General features: G+C 43.6%; 13 protein-coding genes. 12 read left to right on the top strand and 1 reads right to left on the bottom strand.

Annotation, left to right across the window (positions count from 1 at the left end; translation table 11 throughout):
- The first annotated feature begins 4 nt into the window (after nt 1–4).
- The 6 genes from FZC78_RS01505 to FZC78_RS01475 all read left to right on the top strand — a co-directional run bounded on the left by FZC78_RS01505 (nt 5) and on the right by FZC78_RS01475 (nt 7,496).
- On the top strand, nt 5–619 hold the full coding sequence (locus FZC78_RS01505; RefSeq protein ID WP_148937924.1) for a FadR/GntR family transcriptional regulator: 615 nt from the start codon (nt 5–7) through the stop codon (nt 617–619).
- A 317-nt stretch (nt 620–936) separates the two neighbouring features.
- A complete protein-coding gene (gene accD / locus FZC78_RS01500) occupies nt 937–1,806 on the top strand; it encodes an acetyl-CoA carboxylase, carboxyltransferase subunit beta (RefSeq protein WP_148937923.1) in 870 nt (289 codons plus the stop codon).
- Nucleotides 1,800–2,780: an acetyl-CoA carboxylase carboxyl transferase subunit alpha gene (accA, locus tag FZC78_RS01495; RefSeq protein ID WP_148937922.1), complete on the top strand. Its 981-nt coding sequence runs from the start codon at nt 1,800–1,802 to the stop codon at nt 2,778–2,780. The genes accD and accA overlap by 7 nt, the downstream gene beginning before the upstream one ends.
- Before the next feature lie 679 nt (nt 2,781–3,459).
- On the top strand, nt 3,460–4,419 hold the full coding sequence (gene pfkA / locus FZC78_RS01490; RefSeq protein ID WP_148937921.1) for a 6-phosphofructokinase: 960 nt from the start codon (nt 3,460–3,462) through the stop codon (nt 4,417–4,419).
- A 55-nt stretch (nt 4,420–4,474) separates the two neighbouring features.
- Nucleotides 4,475–6,235 carry a pyruvate kinase gene (gene pyk / locus FZC78_RS01485; RefSeq protein WP_148937920.1) on the top strand — a complete coding sequence of 587 codons (1,761 nt, stop codon included), beginning with the start codon at nt 4,475–4,477 and terminating at the stop codon, nt 6,233–6,235.
- A gap of 874 nt (nt 6,236–7,109) precedes the next feature.
- On the top strand, nt 7,110–7,496 hold the full coding sequence (locus FZC78_RS01475) for an FxsA family protein (protein ID WP_148937918.1): 387 nt from the start codon (nt 7,110–7,112) through the stop codon (nt 7,494–7,496).
- Between the two features lie 184 nt (nt 7,497–7,680).
- On the opposite strand, the gene ytvI is transcribed toward FZC78_RS01475, so the two are convergent.
- Nucleotides 7,681–8,805, bottom strand: coding sequence for a sporulation integral membrane protein YtvI (gene ytvI, locus FZC78_RS01470; protein WP_148937917.1), 1,125 nt, complete (start codon nt 8,803–8,805; stop codon nt 7,681–7,683).
- A 652-nt stretch (nt 8,806–9,457) separates the two neighbouring features.
- On the opposite strand from ytvI, the gene citZ reads away from it, so the two are divergent.
- The 6 genes from citZ to pnpS all read left to right on the top strand — a co-directional run bounded on the left by citZ (nt 9,458) and on the right by pnpS (nt 17,680).
- Entirely contained in the window at nt 9,458–10,576 is a 1,119-nt protein-coding gene (citZ, locus tag FZC78_RS01465; protein WP_148937916.1) for a citrate synthase, read from the top strand.
- 147 nt (nt 10,577–10,723) lie between these two features.
- On the top strand, nt 10,724–11,992 hold the full coding sequence (gene icd / locus FZC78_RS01460) for an NADP-dependent isocitrate dehydrogenase (protein WP_148937915.1): 1,269 nt from the start codon (nt 10,724–10,726) through the stop codon (nt 11,990–11,992).
- A 247-nt stretch (nt 11,993–12,239) separates the two neighbouring features.
- Entirely contained in the window at nt 12,240–13,178 is a 939-nt protein-coding gene (gene mdh / locus FZC78_RS01455) for a malate dehydrogenase (protein WP_148937914.1), read from the top strand.
- A gap of 200 nt (nt 13,179–13,378) precedes the next feature.
- Nucleotides 13,379–13,855, top strand: a complete 477-nt coding sequence (locus tag FZC78_RS01450; RefSeq protein WP_148937913.1) for a MaoC/PaaZ C-terminal domain-containing protein — start codon at nt 13,379–13,381, stop codon at nt 13,853–13,855.
- A 1,327-nt stretch (nt 13,856–15,182) separates the two neighbouring features.
- Nucleotides 15,183–15,902, top strand: coding sequence for a response regulator transcription factor (locus FZC78_RS01445; RefSeq protein WP_148937912.1), 720 nt, complete (start codon nt 15,183–15,185; stop codon nt 15,900–15,902).
- Entirely contained in the window at nt 15,899–17,680 is a 1,782-nt protein-coding gene (pnpS, locus tag FZC78_RS01440; RefSeq protein WP_148937911.1) for a two-component system histidine kinase PnpS, read from the top strand. Before FZC78_RS01445 ends, pnpS begins: the two co-directional genes overlap by 4 nt.
- The last annotated feature ends 168 nt before the right edge of the window (nt 17,681–17,848 follow it).

The raw sequence follows: 17,848 nt of genomic DNA, 5'->3' as shown, positions 1-17,848 counted from the left end.
GCAGATGGATTCACCAAAACCGAATTCAAAGGTATTCATTGAAATTGTCAATAGAATCAGGGAAATGATTTCTCACGATGGCTTGCAGCCGGGAGATAAGATTCCTTCCGAAAGAGAGTTGTCAGAACGCCTGAAAGCCGGGCGTTCTTCCATTCGAGAAGCTTTAAGGGCCTTGGAGCTGCTTGGCCTTATTGAAACAAGGCGCGGCGAAGGGACTTTTTTAAAAGACTTCCGCAATCATCATTTAGTCGAGCTGCTAGGGACGTTCATCCTGAAGGACGGCCAGGCAAAAGGAGATGTTCTGCTAACGAAAGAGTGGCTTGAAAAAGAAAGCCTGAGAACCATTTTGGACACCGGAATTAGTATGGAAGCAATTCAGGACTCTCTGGCTGCTAGAGAATTTCGCACAGTGGACAGCTTTCTACGGGAGCTTATCCATCATTCTGGCAATCTTTTGGCAGGAAAGATCTGGTACATCCTGTCCCAATATGGGGCAATGGTAGAGAAAGCAGTGCTGATGGACGATGAGAAGATGGAAGAGTGTGTGGGGCTTGTCAATTGCCTTCTTGAAAAACAAGAAGATGAAATGTGGGAATTTTACTATAAATTGAAAACATGAATAAAAGAGCGTGATTATAGAATAACAGAGTAGAAAATTGTCGAGAAGATGCCGACATGTTCCTACATCATTTTTGATTGTATTGATGTAGAGTGTATGAGAGCAAGTCCGATATAACGCGGGCTGATTATGGTTGGGTAAGCGTGTTGATGGGACCTTCTTTCTATTTTTGAAGGATATTAAAACCAGGTGTCCGCCTGGCATCAAAAACTCATCAGATACATTCACCGCCCTATACCGCAACTATTGAAGCATGTCAGATTATTCGCCCTTAAGGGGCAGGTACTTATACTAGAATGAATAAGGAGGTTTCCCTTTTGCTTAAAGATCTTTTTGTTAAGACAAAAAAGAAGAAGTATGCCACCATTCCATCTGATGCGGCTAAACAGGATGTCCCGGAAGGAATCATGACGAAGTGTCCGAACTGTAAAAAAATCATGTACACAAAAGAACTGCAGAAAAACTTGAATGTCTGCCTGCATTGTGACTATCACCACCGCATGAATGCTTTTGAACGAATCGACAGCTTCATAGATGAGGGAAGCTTTGAAGAACTTGATGCAGGCCTTATTTCGGAAAATCCTTTGAATTTCCCTGATTACATAGAAAAATTGGAAAAAGACCGAAAAAAGACCAATATCAATGAGGCTGTTGTAACAGGTGCCGGGAAAGTGGGCGGCTGCGAGACAATCGTTGCAATTATGGATGCCCGCTTCAGAATGGGAAGTATGGGCTCTGTTGTGGGTGAAAAGATTACTAGAGCAATTGAAGAGGCTGATAGAAGACATTGCCCGTTCATTATTTTCACAGCGTCAGGCGGGGCAAGAATGCAGGAGGGTGTTTTATCTCTTATGCAGATGGCCAAGACGTCTGTAGCATTAAAACGGTTCAGTGATAATGGCGGACTTTTCATCTCAATCATGACCCATCCGACAACTGGCGGGGTCTCTGCAAGTTTTGCATCTCTTGGTGATTATAATTTTGCAGAGCCGGGAGCTTTAATAGGTTTCGCCGGAAGAAGGATTATTGAACAAACAATTAGAGAAGACCTGCCGGAAGACTTCCAAACGGCGGAGTTCCTTTTGAAATATGGGCAGCTGGATGATGTCATTTCACGTTTGGACTTAAAGGAGAAGATCTCGACTATATTGGAGATTCATCAATGGGACGGTGAAGTGACGTGGTAAGTGAAATGGAATTCGAAAAGCCTGTTATACAGTTAAGGAATAAAATAGCGGAATTAAAGGAATTCACTCAGAAGTCTGAAGTGGACCTTTCCTCTGAAATCGAAAAGCTTGAAAAACGACTGGAAAAACTTGAAAACGACCTGTATGAAAATATGAAACCATGGGAAAGGGTTCAAGTTGCCAGACACCAAAACAGACCGACGACTCTGGATTATATCAGTCTTCTGTTTACTAAGTTTCATGAACTGCACGGCGACCGCCTCTATGGTGAGGATGAAGCCATTGTTGCGGGAATCGCAAAATTCCGGGGCCTTCCTGTAACCGTCATCGGGCATCAGCGGGGGAAAGACACGAAAGAAAATATCCGCCGGAACTTCGGGATGCCCCACCCTGAAGGATACCGTAAAGCACTTAGGCTGATGAAGCAGGCAGACAAGTTTGGCAGGCCGATCATCTGCTTTATCGACACCAAGGGTGCTTATCCCGGGAAAGCTGCAGAAGAGCGCGGCCAAAGTGAAGCAATCGCGCGCAACCTTTTTGAGATGGCAGGCTTGAGTGTGCCGGTCATTTGCATTGTCATTGGAGAAGGAGGAAGCGGTGGAGCCTTGGCATTAGGCGTAGGGAATCATATTCATATGCTGGAGAATTCCACCTATTCGGTTATTTCTCCTGAGGGAGCAGCTGCCCTTCTATGGAAAGACTCCAGTCAGGCAAAAAGAGCTGCCGAAAGCATGAAGATTACGGCACCAGATTTGAAAGAACTTGGTGTGATTGATGAAATCATTCCTGAAGTAAGAGGCGGAGCCCATAAGGATGTCAAGACCCAGGCCGAGAGCATCGGCAAAGTACTGAAAGCATCTTTGGAAGAGCTGGTGCCCCAAACGTCAGACCAGTTGATTAAAGGCCGTTATAATAAATATAAAATTATGGGAGAATATACTGTTTTAGATGAATTTTCAAGGGTAAATTCTTAAGCGTGGATACTTTTTCACGCTTTTTCCATTTGGTGGATAAGATTTTCGCTTAGGGTGCTGCTTGCAGATTTCACCCGGATCGTAAGAATGTTCTTTCTAAAAGGCTCTTTTCGTAAACTTTGTTGTTATTTGATACTAATTCCAAAAAAATAGCCATAGTAAGAGGAATGAAAACTGGTAACACCGAAAAGAAAAGAGCTGATCTCTCTCGATTCGATAAGAGATAAAACTCTTAGTATCCGGGGATATCCGAAAGCAACCATATATCCGAAAGCAACCATATATGCGTAAACAGCCTCTAAACGGAGAGAGCAGCTTTTTTCATTCTTGTTTAACAGTTTTTTAGGTGAATAATCATGATGATTTTTGGTATCTTTATAAAATAGCAGCAAAGTTAAAGTGTTAATCGGAAAATGTGATTTAAAGCTGGGAAAAAGAACGAAAACACAAATTTTTACAGTGAAACGCTTTCAGTATTTTGATAATTTCGTCTTTAGGGGATTCGGCTCTATATTCGTTGTGGGCTGGCATTCTTCATGTTATTTTATAAATAATCCCTGGGCTTTTTGCCTATACTAGTAAGTGATAAAATTGCATCCCCGACTATCTTCTTTTTGTCCCCCAAAAGAACAATAACAAAATTAACTATACATAAAGACTTAATAAGAGGTGATTGTGAATGAAAAGAATAGGTGTATTGACAAGCGGAGGAGATTCTCCTGGTATGAATGCAGCCGTGAGAGCGGTCGTCAGGCAGGCCATCTATCAAAACATGGAAGTATATGGGGTCTATCAAGGGTATAATGGATTGATCAATGGAAACATCAAAAAACTTGAACTGGGTTCTGTAGGGGACATCATCCATCGCGGAGGAACAATGTTATATACGGCGCGTTGTGAAGAGTTCAAGACCAAAGAAGGCCAGCAAAAGGGAATTGAACAGCTTAAGAAGCATGGAATTGAAGGGCTTGTGGTAATAGGCGGAGACGGCTCCTACCGCGGTGCGAAAGCGCTGACTGAGCTTGGATACCCTTGTGTGGGTGTGCCGGGAACAATCGATAATGATATCCCTGGAACAGAATACACGATCGGCTTTGATACAGCTTTGAATACGGTAATCGATGCAATTGATAAAATCCGTGACACAGCTACATCCCATGAAAGAACATTCATCATTGAGGTAATGGGCCGAAATGCAGGAGATCTGGCTCTTTGGTCAGGACTTGCAGGCGGAGCGGAGACAATCCTGATCCCGGAAGATAAACATGATATGGATGATGTGGCCCGCCGCCTGAAAAAAGGGCAGGAGCGCGGTAAGAAACACAGTATCATCATTGTTGCCGAAGGTGTAATGGGCGGTGAGGAATTTGCTGCTAAACTCCAGGAAGCAACAAATCTTGAAACTCGAGTATCTGTTCTTGGGCACATGCAGCGCGGAGGCTCGCCTACTGCCTCGGACCGTGTACTGGCAAGCCGCCTGGGATCACGTGCGGTAGACCTTCTTGCAGAGGGCAAGGGAGGAAGAGCAGTCGGAATCGAGAAAAACCAGCTGGTTGATTATGATATCATTGAAGCATTGGCTAAAGAGCATGTCTTAGATTTAAATATGTACAAACTCTCAAAAGAGTTGTCCATCTAATTAACATCGCATTTGGATTTAAAATGACAGGGAATATCCAGGAGGGCGTTACGTAATGAGAAAAACCAAAATAGTATGTACGATAGGACCGGCAAGTGAATCAGTTGAACAATTAACACAGTTAATCGAAGCAGGAATGAATGTAGCCCGTTTAAACTTCTCGCATGGAGACCATGAAGAACATGGTGCCAGGATCCAGAATATTAGAACCGCTGCTGAAAAAACAGGTAAAACAGTGGGAATTCTTTTGGATACAAAAGGTCCGGAAATCCGCACTAATAATATGGAAGATGGCTCAATCGAACTTGAAAAAGGATCTGAAGTGATTGTTTCCATGACTGAAGTGCTTGGGACTACAGAAAAATTCTCAGTGACATATGAAAGCTTGATAGACGATGTACATGAGGGCTCCAAAATCCTATTAGATGACGGACTGATTGGCCTTGAAGTCATTTCTCTTGATAAAGCTGCAGGCGAGATTAAGACTAAGGTCCTAAACTCTGGAACTCTGAAGAACAAAAAAGGTGTCAATGTTCCAGGCGTTTCCGTAAACCTGCCCGGCATCACCGAGAAGGATGCCAATGACATTAAATTTGGTATCGAACAGGGCGTGGACTTCATCGCAGCATCATTCGTCCGCCGAGCTTCTGATGTCCTGGAAATCCACCAATTGCTTGAAGATCATAATGCAGGAAACATCCAAATCATTCCGAAGATCGAGAACCAGGAAGGTGTCGACAACATTGATGAAATACTGGAAGTTTCCGACGGCTTGATGGTAGCACGAGGGGACCTTGGCGTAGAGATTCCTGCAGAAGAGGTTCCGCTTGTACAAAAAGCCTTGATCAAGAAATGTAATGTTCTGGGGAAACCGGTTATTACTGCAACGCAAATGCTGGATTCCATGCAGCGCAATCCTCGTCCGACAAGGGCAGAAGCAAGTGACGTGGCAAATGCCATCTTTGACGGGACCGATGCGATCATGCTTTCAGGGGAAACGGCAGCAGGGGCTTATCCTGTTGAATCTGTGCAGACAATGCATAACATTGCTTCTCGCGCAGAAACAGCACTTGATTTTAAAGATATCCTATCCATCCGCAGCAAGGACAGCGGACATAATATGACAGATGCTATTGGACAGTCTGTTGCGCATACTGCCATCAATCTTTCTGTCAACGCCATTGTTGCTCCGACAGAAAGCGGACATACAGCGAAGATGATTTCAAAATACCGTCCAAAAGCACCAATCATTGCGGTAACAGCTAACGATTCTGTTTCCCGCAAGCTGGCATTGGCTTGGGGAGTATACCCTCAAATGGGCAGAAAAGTTTCTACTACAGACGAAATGCTCGAAATGGCTGTGGAAGAAAGCGTGAATTCCGGATTGATTACTCATGGAGACCGCATCATCATTACAGCTGGTGTGCCAATCGGAGAATCCGGCACTACCAATCTGATGAAAATCCATGTGGTTGGCGATATTCTTGCAAAAGGACAAGGTATCGGGCGCAAGACGGCATTCGGAAAAGCTGTTTTGGCTAAAAATGCAGCAGAAGCAAATGAAAAGGTTCAGCCTGGTTCCATCCTTGTCACGGTGGGCAGTGATAAAGATATGGTCCCTGCACTTGAGAAGTGTGCAGCTTTGATTACAGAAGAGGGCGGCCTGACAAGCCATGCGGCTGTTGTTGGCATAAATATCGGCATCCCAGTCATCGTAGGTGTGGACAATGCTATGTCCCTCCTTCAAGATGGACAGGAAATCACCGTTGATTCTTCAAGAGGTGTCATCTACGACGGACATGCAAGTGTACTATAAATGATTTTTATAAAAGTGGTGTCTCCTTTGGGAGGCACCACTTTTTTAGTGTGTTCTTTTAGCAAAGATTTTGGCTGTTATAAAGTAATGGATTTCCGCTCCAGGCGTACGACTCCGCGGGGCGGGCGGTGAGCCTCCTCGGCTGCGCCTGCGGGGTCTCACCTTTCCCGCTAGTCCCGCAGGAGATCGTACGCCTTCCGCTACAATCCTCCTGTGTAAAGGGGGGAAGGTGAAAACGCATTCTAGAGTTTTATTAATCAAGGCCAGAGCGGCTAGCAGATTTCGTTCTCTCTCCTTGCAATAAGTCATCATCAACTCACTTTTTTCATTGTGATTCCTTTATCTCATACGAGAGCCCTACAATCTGTATGCTGCTGAGAGGGACCTTTCCGCTTTTTTATCAATCCAGCGCCCAGCCCCTCGGGGTCAAATAACCCCCGGAGAATAAAAGGGAAGACCGCCTTTTCTTCTCCGGAGGACATTTGCCTGTCGGGGCTTAACGGGGCGCTTCCGCTTTATATCAATCCAGCTGCAGCGCCCAGCCCCTCGGGGTCAAATAACCCCCGGAGAATAAAAGGGAAGACCGCCTTTTCTTTTCCGGAGGACATTTGCCTGTCGGGGCTTAACGGGGCGCTTCCGCTTTATAACAATCCAGCTCCAGCGCCCAGCCCCTCGGGGTCAAATAACCCCCGGAGAATAAAAGGGAAGAGCGCCTTTTTTTCTCCGGAGAACATTTGCCTGTCGGGGCTTAACGGGGCGCTTCCGCTTTATAACAAAACTGTTGAAAAGTTGTCGTTAGCGGTCATCAGTCTATTGTCTATGAATATGTTATAATAGAACCAGGTTGTCCAAAAAAAATGGGGGAATGAAGATAATGAGATATATGATGTTATTTTTAATAGTAGTGCCTGCACTTGAGATAGGTTTGTTAATTCTTTCAGGTCAGACATTCGGAGTACCCGCGACAATTCTGATGATTATTGCTACAGGTGTCCTGGGCGCTTATCTGGCAAAGAAACAGGGTCTCCAGGCAATAAGGAATGTACAGGAACAAATCAAGTTCGGGCAGGTTCCCGGCGATGCGATAGTAGACGGCCTTTGTGTCCTGGTAGGAGGAGTGGTTCTTCTAACTCCTGGATTCATAACAGATGCCATAGGATTCCTGCTGTTATTTCCGCAAACCAGAAAAATGATCAAGCCGTTTCTTTTAAGATTGTTCAGAAGATGGATTAATAATGGAAACGTTATAATATACCGGTAACAAAAAAGATCCGTTCGCTGAGAACGGATCTTTTTATTATAAATTACAGCGATCACGGCTGTTGAAAAGGGTAATTGCTTTCCGCTCCAGCCGCACGGCTCCGGGGGGTGGCGGCCAGGCCACCTCGTTCATAAAACGGATGCACCATGGTCAGCTCCAACAGGCGCTTCTGCTTTTGTTCTTTTTATTCCCTTATCTCCGGTTTGCCAGTAATGAAATCCCAGAGATCCTGGAAGACTCCGGCATTTCTCAGGGTGGATAAAATCACCAGAGTCACGGGACCAAGGATAAGGCCGAGAAATCCAACCAGCTTGAAGCCGACAAACAGGGCGATAAGTGTTGCCAGAGGATCAAGTCCGATACTCGAGGATAATATCTTTGGCTCCATAATCTGCCTTTGGACGACGACCACGAGATAAAGGACTCCAAGGCCAAGCCCTAATCCAATATTCCCCGTAATCAGTTCATAAATGATCCACGGAACAAATACTGCTCCTGTTCCCAGATAAGGAAGGATGTCCACAAGCCCGATTACCAGGGCAATGGTTATGGCATAATCGACCCGGAGAATCAACAGGCCGATAAGTACGATTACAGCTGTAATGGATATTAAAGTGAATTGTGCCCGGACAAAACCGAGCAAAGCTTTCTTCAAATCCACGAAAACCCTTCTCCCGCTTGCCGCAGCTTTAACGGGAACATACTTGGAGAGTCTGTCTGAAAGATGGTACCAGTCTTTGCTGATGAAGAATGTTGCCAGCGCAGAGAAGATCAATACGGTTGCCGCATTAGGGATCCAGGATACGATATTTGGCAGCTTTTGAAAGAAGTTCTGGATGAACTCACCAGCGGATGAGGCGATTCTTTCTCCGGCAGCCTGAATATTTTCAAGGATGGCTCCTTGCTGCCCGGCCTCCAAATTTTTAAACAATCCGCTGATCTGATGGTAAAAAGGAATAACCTGGCCTGCAATGAAATTTTCAAAGTACTCCACGAGAGTGGTCACATGCTGAGGAACAACATCAGCCAGATAGTTTGCACCTGAAACAATCTCTGTTATCAGCAATGTAATCAATCCTATGAAGAGGGCGATGATCAAGAATAGAGCCAAAGCGACGGCGAGCCCGCGCGGCATTTTAGCCTTTTTTTCCAGGAGATTTACCACCGGGTTGATTAAAAGGGCGATAACCAAAGCAATGATGAAAGGATAGGTTACCTTTGAAATATAGTAAATTGCTATTCCTGTCAGAACGACTACTGCCACAACGAATAGAAAGCGCAAGCAGCGGTAAAGAAATTCCCAATTCATTTACAGACCCCCTGTCAAAAAATTCTGTTTAATAGTATATGTATATTTTAGCCCAGGAAGAAAATGAAAGAAAGTTGAACTTCTTAAGAGAATGGTAGATTTTCTGAAAGAAAGATATTCTATTCAGAATGCCGGATGAACCTTCACTAGGAAAATCTCTTGGAATACGACAGTAAAAAAGTTTTTTCATATACTATCAAAATTTTAAAATTCGGCTATTAATGAAAATATATTTTGTCTGCAATTTAAAAGAAGACAGCCCAACTCTTGGTTTTACTCTTATAGTTAATAGAAATGCAGGGATTATAGATAGATTAGGGTAAAGCGGAATATTATGTTAGGATATAGATAGAAAAGAGGCAATATGTTTTTCTACTAAAATAATTCTTGCAGAAATTAATCCGTTTTCATTCACAAAAGTCAGATAATTGTTTATAATAGAAAATGAAAGCGCATCCCATGCAGGAAACTGATTTTTTTGACATGGTGATGGTGTGGTACTGTGTTGAGCGAGCGCTCGATAGCGTAAGTCTTAAACAATTATATTTACCTTTTGAAACAAGCCATTTTAAGAGACTATATCACTCTTAAAAATATTGTCCATTTCACCAATGGGCGACAGGCAATTATTCAGATAAAGGAGAGGTTTTTTATGACAGCAACCCGTGGATTAGAAGGTGTTGTAGCAACTACGTCTTCAATCAGTTCAATCATTGATGATACTCTTACATACGTTGGATATAACATCGATGATTTAACAAACAATGCCAGCTTCGAAGAGATAATCTATCTATTATGGAATCTTAAATTGCCTACAGCTTCAGAGCTTGATCAGTTGAAAAAAGATCTGGCTGAGAACGCAGCTCTTCCTAAGGAAGTACTAGAGCATTTCAAGATGTATCCAATCAAGGATGTCCATCCGATGGCTGCCTTAAGATCAGCTGTTTCACTTCTTGGATTATATGATGAGGAATCGGATGTGATGGAAGAGGAAGCTAACTTCCGCAAGGCTGTCCGCCTGCAAGCTAAAATCCCAACCATTGTTACTTCATTTGCTCGAATCAGAAGCGGAAAAGAACCAATCGCACCAAGAACTGATCTTGGATTTGCTGCAAACTTCTTATATATGCTGACGGGTAATGACCCTGAAGATATTGAAGTAGAAGCGTTCAATAAAGCTCTTGTTCTTCATGCCGACCACGAATTGAATGCCTCTACGTTCACAGCGCGTGTCTGCGTAGCGACTCTATCAGATGTTTATTCTGGTGTCACTGCGGCAATTGGTGCTTTGAAAGGCCCGCTTCACGGCGGTGCCAATGAACAGGTAATGAAAATGCTGACAGAAATTGATTCGGTGGATAATGTTGAATCAGTCATCCGTGAAAAGCTGAATAACAAAGAAAAAATTATGGGCTTCGGCCACCGTGTTTATCAGCAGGGAGATCCAAGAGCGAAACACTTGAAAGAAATGTCCAAAAAGCTGACTGAGCTGAGAGGCGAAAGCAAATATTATGAAATGTCCACGAAGATCGAAGACATCGTGACATCCGAAAAAGGATTGCCGCCGAATGTAGACTTCTATTCTGCATCTGTTTACCACAGCCTTGGCATTGATCATGATCTGTTTACACCGATCTTCGCTGTCAGCAGGGTTTCAGGCTGGCTGGCTCACATCCTTGAGCAGTATTCCAATAACCGCCTGATCCGTCCACGTGCAGATTATACTGGTCCTGGCAAACAGGAATATGTTCCGGTTGAGCAGCGCGGTTAATATTTTACAAAAAGCTTAATATCTGGTGTAATGACAATGGAAAAGGCTTCAATGCTGCAGCCTTTTCCGTCAACAATAAAGCGGGTCTGGTTCCAAGGTGTTCAAGCCTTGCATCAGTCCCTTTAATATGAAGATGGAGGTAATAGTATGTCTGAAGGTCAAAAAATCACTGTTGAAAATGGTAGCTTGAATGTACCAAATAACCCAATCGTTCCTTTTATTGAAGGTGACGGAACAGGTCCTGATATCTGGGCGTCTGCTTCCCGCGTCCTGGATGCGGCTGTTGAAAAAGCATATAACGGCGAGCGGAAGCTTGTATGGAAAGAAGTTTTAGCTGGGGAAAAAGCTTATAACCAAACCGGCGAGTGGCTTCCAAGTGAAACTCTTGATGCAGTCCGTGAATACTTCATCGCAATCAAAGGACCTCTTACAACACCAATCGGCGGCGGTATCCGTTCATTGAACGTAGCACTTCGCCAGGAACTTGATCTGTTCACTTGTCTTCGTCCGGTACGTTACTTTGAAGGTGTTCCTTCTCCTGTTAAACGTCCTGAAGATACAGACATGGTCATCTTCCGTGAAAACACTGAAGACATTTATGCAGGCATTGAATATGCTAAAGGTTCAGATGAAGTGAAAAAGTTGATCTCTTTCCTTCAAGATGAAATGGGCGTAAACAAAATCCGTTTCCCTGAAACTTCCGGTCTTGGAATCAAGCCTGTATCTGAAGAAGGTACACAACGCCTTGTGCGCGCGGCGATCAACTATGCTATCACAGAAGGCCGCAAGTCGGTTACCCTTGTACATAAAGGCAACATCATGAAGTTCACTGAAGGTGCCTTCAAAAACTGGGGTTACGAGCTTGCTGAAAAAGAATTCGGCGAGAAAGTATTTACTTGGGCTGAATATGACCGTATCAAAGAAGATAAAGGCCTGGATGCAGCGAACCAAGCTCAATCTGATGCAGAAGCTGCTGGCAAAATCATTGTTAAAGATGCAATTGCTGATATCTTCTTGCAGCAAATCCTTACTCGTCCGGCTGAGTTCGATGTAGTAGCTACTATGAACCTTAACGGTGACTATATCTCTGATGCTCTTGCTGCACAAGTAGGCGGAATCGGAATCGCTCCTGGAGCGAACATCAACTACGATACAGGACATGCGATCTTTGAAGCAACTCATGGTACAGCACCTAAATATGCAGGTCAGGATAAAGTTAACCCATCTTCAGTGATCCTTTCCGGCGTGTTGATGCTTGAACACCTTGGCTGGACTGAGGCTGCAACAATGATTACAAAATCAATGGAAAAAACAATTGCTTCTAAAGTTGTTACTTACGACTTTGCCCGCCTGATGGACGGCGCTACAGAAGTTAAATGTTCTGAGTTCGGTACTGCTTTAATCGAAAACATGTAATTTCATATTTAATTCATTTGATGAAAACAGAGTTGGCTTGTTTAATGCAAGCCAACTCTATCATTATTTTTGAATGATTTAAGCCACCTTTGCAGATCACCTTTGACTATACTATTCACGTTCAGCTCGAGTGCTCAGCCATTCAGGCTCAAATCACCCACGTTATCTATTCGGAACATTTGTCTGTAAAGGCTGCACAAGGAGCTAGCGCTTTTGTACTTATATCTTGAAATTGGAGGAGATTCTTATGGCAATCAGACGCAAGAAAATTTCAGTGATCGGCGGCGGATTCACCGGGGCAACAACAGCTTTGATGCTTGCACAAAAAGAACTCGGAGATGTAGTACTCGTAGATATTCCTCAAATGGAAGATCCGACTAAAGGAAAAGCTTTGGACATAGAAGAAGCAAGTCCAGTCCAAGGGTTCGATGCCAAAATCACCGGTACATCGAATTACGAAGATACCAAGGAATCTGATATCGTAGTAATCACTGCCGGGATTGCCCGGAAACCCGGAATGAGCCGGGATGATCTTGTGCAGACGAACCAAAAGATCATGAAATCCGTAACGCAGGAAATCGTTAAGTATTCTCCTGAGAGCATCATCATCGTGCTGACGAATCCAGTTGATGCCATGACTTATACTGTATTCAAAGAGTCCGGATTCCCTAAAAATCGTGTCATCGGTCAATCCGGCGTGCTTGATACAGCCCGCTTCCGTACTTTTGTTGCTCAAGAATTGAACTTGTCTGTGAAAGATATAACTGGATTTGTATTGGGCGGCCATGGAGATGACATGGTTCCCCTTGTGCGTTATTCCTACGCCGGCGGAATTCCTCTTGAGAAATTGATATCTAAGGACCGTTTGGATGCCATAGTGGAACGGACACGAAAAGGCGGCGGAGAAATCGTTGGCCTATTGGGTAACGGAAGTGCCTATTACGCTCCTGCTGCCTCTCTAGTTCAAATGACAGAAGCCATTCTTAAGGACCAGCGAAGAGTCATTCCAGCCATAGCCTATCTTGAAGGCGAGTATGGATTCGATGGAATCTACCTTGGTGTACCGACCATTCTAGGTGGAAATGGCTTGGAGCAGATCATCGAACTGGAATTGGAAGAAGACGAAAAAGCAGCACTTTCAAAGTCTGCGGATTCTGTACGCAATATTATGGATGTATTAAAATAATTATACAAAAAAACCGGATCCAGGCTGCTGGATTCGGTTTTTTTGCTTGTCAATAACGTCAGAATAACAATAATTTAAGTTTGGTGAAAAAATCTCCTTTGTAAGGTTATACTAATAGTGGTAAAATATAAATAGACAGACAATAAAGAGTATTTCTTTTATTCTTAATTGTAAACGGTTACAACGGAGGTGCGCCAGCTATGTTATTAGGTAAAAAACGTAAGCCGGGTAGAAAAATTGATGATATTTCAGTAGGAGAGAAGCTGACACTCACAGAGAAGATTGAGGATAAAGATCTCCTTCTGTACTTAGGTTTGACGAATGATGCAAATCCTTTATACATCCAGCATGACTATGCTTCACAGACTCCATTCAAGAAGCCCCTGGTACCTGCTATCATGCTGACAGGAATTATTAACTCAGCAGTATCAAAGTATTTGCCGGGCCCAGGCTCACATATCATGAAACAGGAACTAGAGTTTCCGAAACCTGTATACCATTATGAGACGATCCAATTCCTTTTTGAAGTGAAGAATATAGACAGCAGCAGCCACTTGGTCAAAATTGATGTGATTGCCACAAATGAGCAGGAAGAGACAGTCATCAAGGGATCAGTGGATGTTTGTCCCCCGCATAAATTAGAGAAAATGAATGGCCATGCACTAGAAAATTTTTAAAGAATTATGAGGAGACTGCCCCGGTTTATGAAGCCGGGCAGTCTTTTTTTGATGGTCTTGAAAACCCTGGCTATGCCGGGGGATGGCCATAGAACTTATACGGTGGTATATAAGTTGCCCTTCATTATTTGTTAGTGATAATGCTGTATAAAAAGCGTTTAAGGAGCATGGAATTTAGCAAAGGGAAAATGATGTATAGATAACGTTCTTCCTTATATGGAATTGATAAAGCAGCCGGCTGATTTGCAGTGTGAGAAAAAGCTACCATGGTGAGACTAAAGTTGGCGTAAGAGTTTTCAACTCGAAGGCATGTTAGAGAGTAAGAGCAATGGAGGATTTTCTTGATAGTTGACGAACACCATTAGCCGAGCGGGATACATCAAACCAAGAAAATCCTCCTTTGATGTACCTCGGTGGTGGAGCGAGATACATCAAACCAAGAAAATCCCCAACTGATGTACCTCGCAGGTCGAGCGAGATACATCAAACCAAGAAAATCCTCCTTTGATGTACCTCGGTGGCAGAGCGAGATACATCAAACCAAGAAAATCCTCCTTTGATGTACCTCGGTGGCAGAGCGAGATACATTAAAACAAAAAAATCCCCTTTTGATGTACCTCGCAGGCGGAGCGAGATACATCAAACCAAGAAAATTCTCATTTGATGTACCTCGGTGGTGGAGCGAGATACATCAAACCAAGAAAATCCCCATCTAATGTACCTCGCAGGCGGAGCGAGATACATCAAACCAAGAAAATCGCCATCTGATGTACCTCGCAGGGGGAGCAAGATACATCAAACCAAGAAAATCCCTGCTTGATGCACCTCTAAGGCGGAGCGAGATACATCAAACCAAGAAAATCCCCATTTGATGTACCTCGGTGGCAGAGCGAGATACATTAAAACAAAAAAAACCCCTTTTGATGTACCTCGCAGGTCGAGCGAGATACATCAAATCAGGAAAATCCCCATCTGATGTACCTCGCAGGCGGAGCGGGATACATCAAACCAAGAAAATCCTCATTTGATGTACCTCGGTGGCGGAGCGAGATACATCAAACCAGGAAAATCCCCATTCTTAATGGAATGTGCCCCGCAAGCCCGCCACCTCCACAAGTCAACAATCATTCAGGCAAGTGAAGAAAGAGCTATAAAAAAGCGAAATAATGACTAATACACGCAATCTTTTTATATGGGAAAGAGTTTGACAATAGGAAATCTGCGATAGACATGGGAATCTCCCTTGTTTTTATATTATAATGAAGTTATAACTAAATAATTTTTGGATGATGGGGTTTTTAATACAGGTATACGGAGGAACACATTAATGAGCAAAAAGATTCTTGTAGTAGACGATGAGCAATCGATTGTCACCCTGCTGAAGTACAACTTGGAGCAGGCCGGATATACCGTCATCACGGCGAATGACGGAGAGGAAGGAAGAGATTTGGCATTAGAACAGGTTCCTGATTTAATGATCCTTGATTTGATGCTTCCAAAGATTGACGGAATCGAAGTCTGCAAGCAGATAAGACAGCAGAAAGTGATGATTCCCATTCTTATGCTGACTGCTAAGGATGATGAATTTGATAAAGTTCTGGGTCTTGAGCTTGGAGCAGATGATTATATGACCAAACCATTCAGCCCGAGGGAAGTGATGGCGAGGGTGAAGGCCATCCTGCGAAGAAGCCAGGCTGTCATAGATGCAGCAGAACATTTGCGTGCAGAACAAAAGGATTACCTGCAAGTTGGGGAATTGAAGGTGTATCCAGAACAATATGAAGCCTATTTCGGGAATACTCTGCTGGAGCTGACTCCCAAAGAATTTGAACTTCTTCTTTATCTGACAGAGAACAAGGGAAGGGTTTTGACGCGCGATCAGCTGCTGAGTGCCGTGTGGAATTATGACTTTGCCGGAGATACAAGAATTGTCGATGTACACATCAGCCATTTAAGAGACAAGATTGAAACGAATACCAAGAAGCCGGTTTATATCAAAACCATCCGCGGCCTCGGCTACAAGCTGGAAGAGCAGAAAGGTTCATGATTAAGTTCAGGTCACGCCTCCTATTTGCTTTGATCATGTTGATCATTGTGGTACTTATTGGGCTTGGCTTGCTTTTAGGCCAGATTTTCAAGAGCTATTATCTTCAATCTTTTAATCATAGAATTGAGAAAGAGGCCAAGCTGGTTGTTAATGAGGTAATCGGCACCCAAGAGCCGCAGTCCATTGCGGACGAACAGATAGAGGAGATCAGCAACCTGCTCGATATCCGTGTCACGATTACCGGTCCCGATGGAAATATCCTGAAAGACAGCGGTCCTTTTGCGGAGATTGATCCAGAGGTTCAAAATGAAGCCATTTATGAAATCACGGAAGAGTGGAACAGCGGACTTCAACAGACGGAATTGCTGAAAAATGGGAATGATGTGGTGAACTATTGGCAGCCGATAGGGGATGGGGAGGAGTCTTCTTTATTAATTTTGGGCTCCCGTGTTGATATTCTGGTGGCGGGTTATAAACAGATATGGGCAGTCTTGTCCATCTCCCTTGGTATGGCACTGGTCGTCATCATCATGCTTGGATCGAGGATTACGGCGCGATATACTAAGCCGATTGATTCAGCTACAGGGGTAGCGATGGAATTGGCTAAAGGAAATTACCGTGCCAGGACCTATGAGGACAGGATGGATGAGACCAGTATGTTAAGTAGATCCATTAATATACTTGCACGGAATCTACAGGAAATGACCTCGGCCCAGGAAATCCAGCAGAACCGATTGACGACCCTGATTGAGAATATGGGAAGCGGTTTGCTGCTGATTGACCATAGAGGATATGCAATTATGACAAACAGGGCTTTCAAGGAATTCTTCTCTATCACTTCAGAACGTTTTGTCAATGAGCGTTACTATGATGTGATCAAGTTTCCAGAAGTCAATAAATTGGTTGAAGAAATTTTCATGACAGAGCAAAAGGTGAGGAAGCAATTACTCCTTCCTTTGCAGATCGAACGTAAACATTTTGAGGTATATGGCGCTCCCATAATCGGGACAAAGGAAGAGTGGAAGGGGATTGTGCTGGTATTCCATGATATCACTGAATTGAAAAAGCTCGAACAGATGCGGAAAGATTTTGTTGCAAATGTTTCGCATGAGCTTCGGACGCCAATTACTTCAATCAAAGGCTTTAGTGAAACTTTACTGGATGGAGCAATGAATGATAAAGAGACAACCAAAGCATTTTTGAACATTATACTGAATGAGAGCGACAGGCTGCAGTCTTTGATCACGGACTTACTGGACTTATCCAAAATGGAAAAGCAAGGCTTCCAACTGCATGTACATAAGGCTGATATCAGTGTGATTTTACAGGAAGTGGTTGCGATTCTGGAGAAAAAGCCGGAGAAAAAAGAAATTCAGCTTACTCTGCATGCAGACGAACCATCCGTAGCAGAAGTAGATTCAATGCGAATGAAGCAGGTGTTCATCAATTTGATTGGCAATGCCATCACTTACACTCCCGCTGAAGGCAAGGTTACGGTTTCGGTAAGTCAAACAGTGTCCACAGTGGTGATAGAGATTAAGGACAGCGGAATAGGAATTGATGAAGAAGAGATTCCACGCATTTTCGAAAGATTCTACCGTGTTGACAAGGCAAGGAGCCGTGATTCAGGAGGAACGGGGCTTGGGCTGGCCATTGTAAAGCATTTGGTAGAGGCTCATGGAGGGCAGATCGGGGTTGAAAGTAAAGTGAACGAAGGAACAACATTTAAAGTGACTCTATTTAAAAAATTCCTTCAGGAAGATTCTGAAAAGGAATAGTTAAAAAAATACTAACTTTACACAGTCTTTACATTATTTTCAACGCAGCTTAATAATAGGCTGTTAGTATACTAAGTGAAAACCCCTTCATCCAAGGAGCCCTGAAAAGGTGAGAACTGACCCCGTTCTCACCTTTTCTATTTTTTATGTGCATTTTCCAGAGTATCC

Origin of the sequence: Rossellomorea vietnamensis (assembly GCF_008180415.1) — a bacterium.
GTDB classification, from domain to species: domain Bacteria; phylum Bacillota; class Bacilli; order Bacillales; family Bacillaceae_B; genus Rossellomorea; species Rossellomorea vietnamensis_C.
Note: the sequence above shows the minus strand (reverse complement) of the source record. Positions and strands in the feature narration are given on the sequence as shown.

Excerpts from the sequence above, each read along its gene's own strand:
- pfkA (WP_148937921.1), top strand. The coding sequence starts at position 3,460 with ATGAAAAGAATAGGTGTATTGACAAGCGGAGGAGATTCTCCTGGTATG.
- citZ (WP_148937916.1), top strand. The coding sequence starts at position 9,458 with ATGACAGCAACCCGTGGATTAGAAGGTGTTGTAGCAACTACGTCTTCA.
- ytvI (WP_148937917.1), bottom strand. The coding sequence starts at position 8,805 with ATGAATTGGGAATTTCTTTACCGCTGCTTGCGCTTTCTATTCGTTGTG.
- pyk (WP_148937920.1), top strand. The coding sequence starts at position 4,475 with ATGAGAAAAACCAAAATAGTATGTACGATAGGACCGGCAAGTGAATCA.
- FZC78_RS01505 (WP_148937924.1), top strand. The coding sequence starts at position 5 with ATGGATTCACCAAAACCGAATTCAAAGGTATTCATTGAAATTGTCAAT.
- icd (WP_148937915.1), top strand. The coding sequence starts at position 10,724 with ATGTCTGAAGGTCAAAAAATCACTGTTGAAAATGGTAGCTTGAATGTA.
- FZC78_RS01475 (WP_148937918.1), top strand. The coding sequence starts at position 7,110 with ATGAGATATATGATGTTATTTTTAATAGTAGTGCCTGCACTTGAGATA.
- pnpS (WP_148937911.1), top strand. The coding sequence starts at position 15,899 with ATGATTAAGTTCAGGTCACGCCTCCTATTTGCTTTGATCATGTTGATC.
- FZC78_RS01450 (WP_148937913.1), top strand. The coding sequence starts at position 13,379 with ATGTTATTAGGTAAAAAACGTAAGCCGGGTAGAAAAATTGATGATATT.
- mdh (WP_148937914.1), top strand. The coding sequence starts at position 12,240 with ATGGCAATCAGACGCAAGAAAATTTCAGTGATCGGCGGCGGATTCACC.
- FZC78_RS01445 (WP_148937912.1), top strand. The coding sequence starts at position 15,183 with ATGAGCAAAAAGATTCTTGTAGTAGACGATGAGCAATCGATTGTCACC.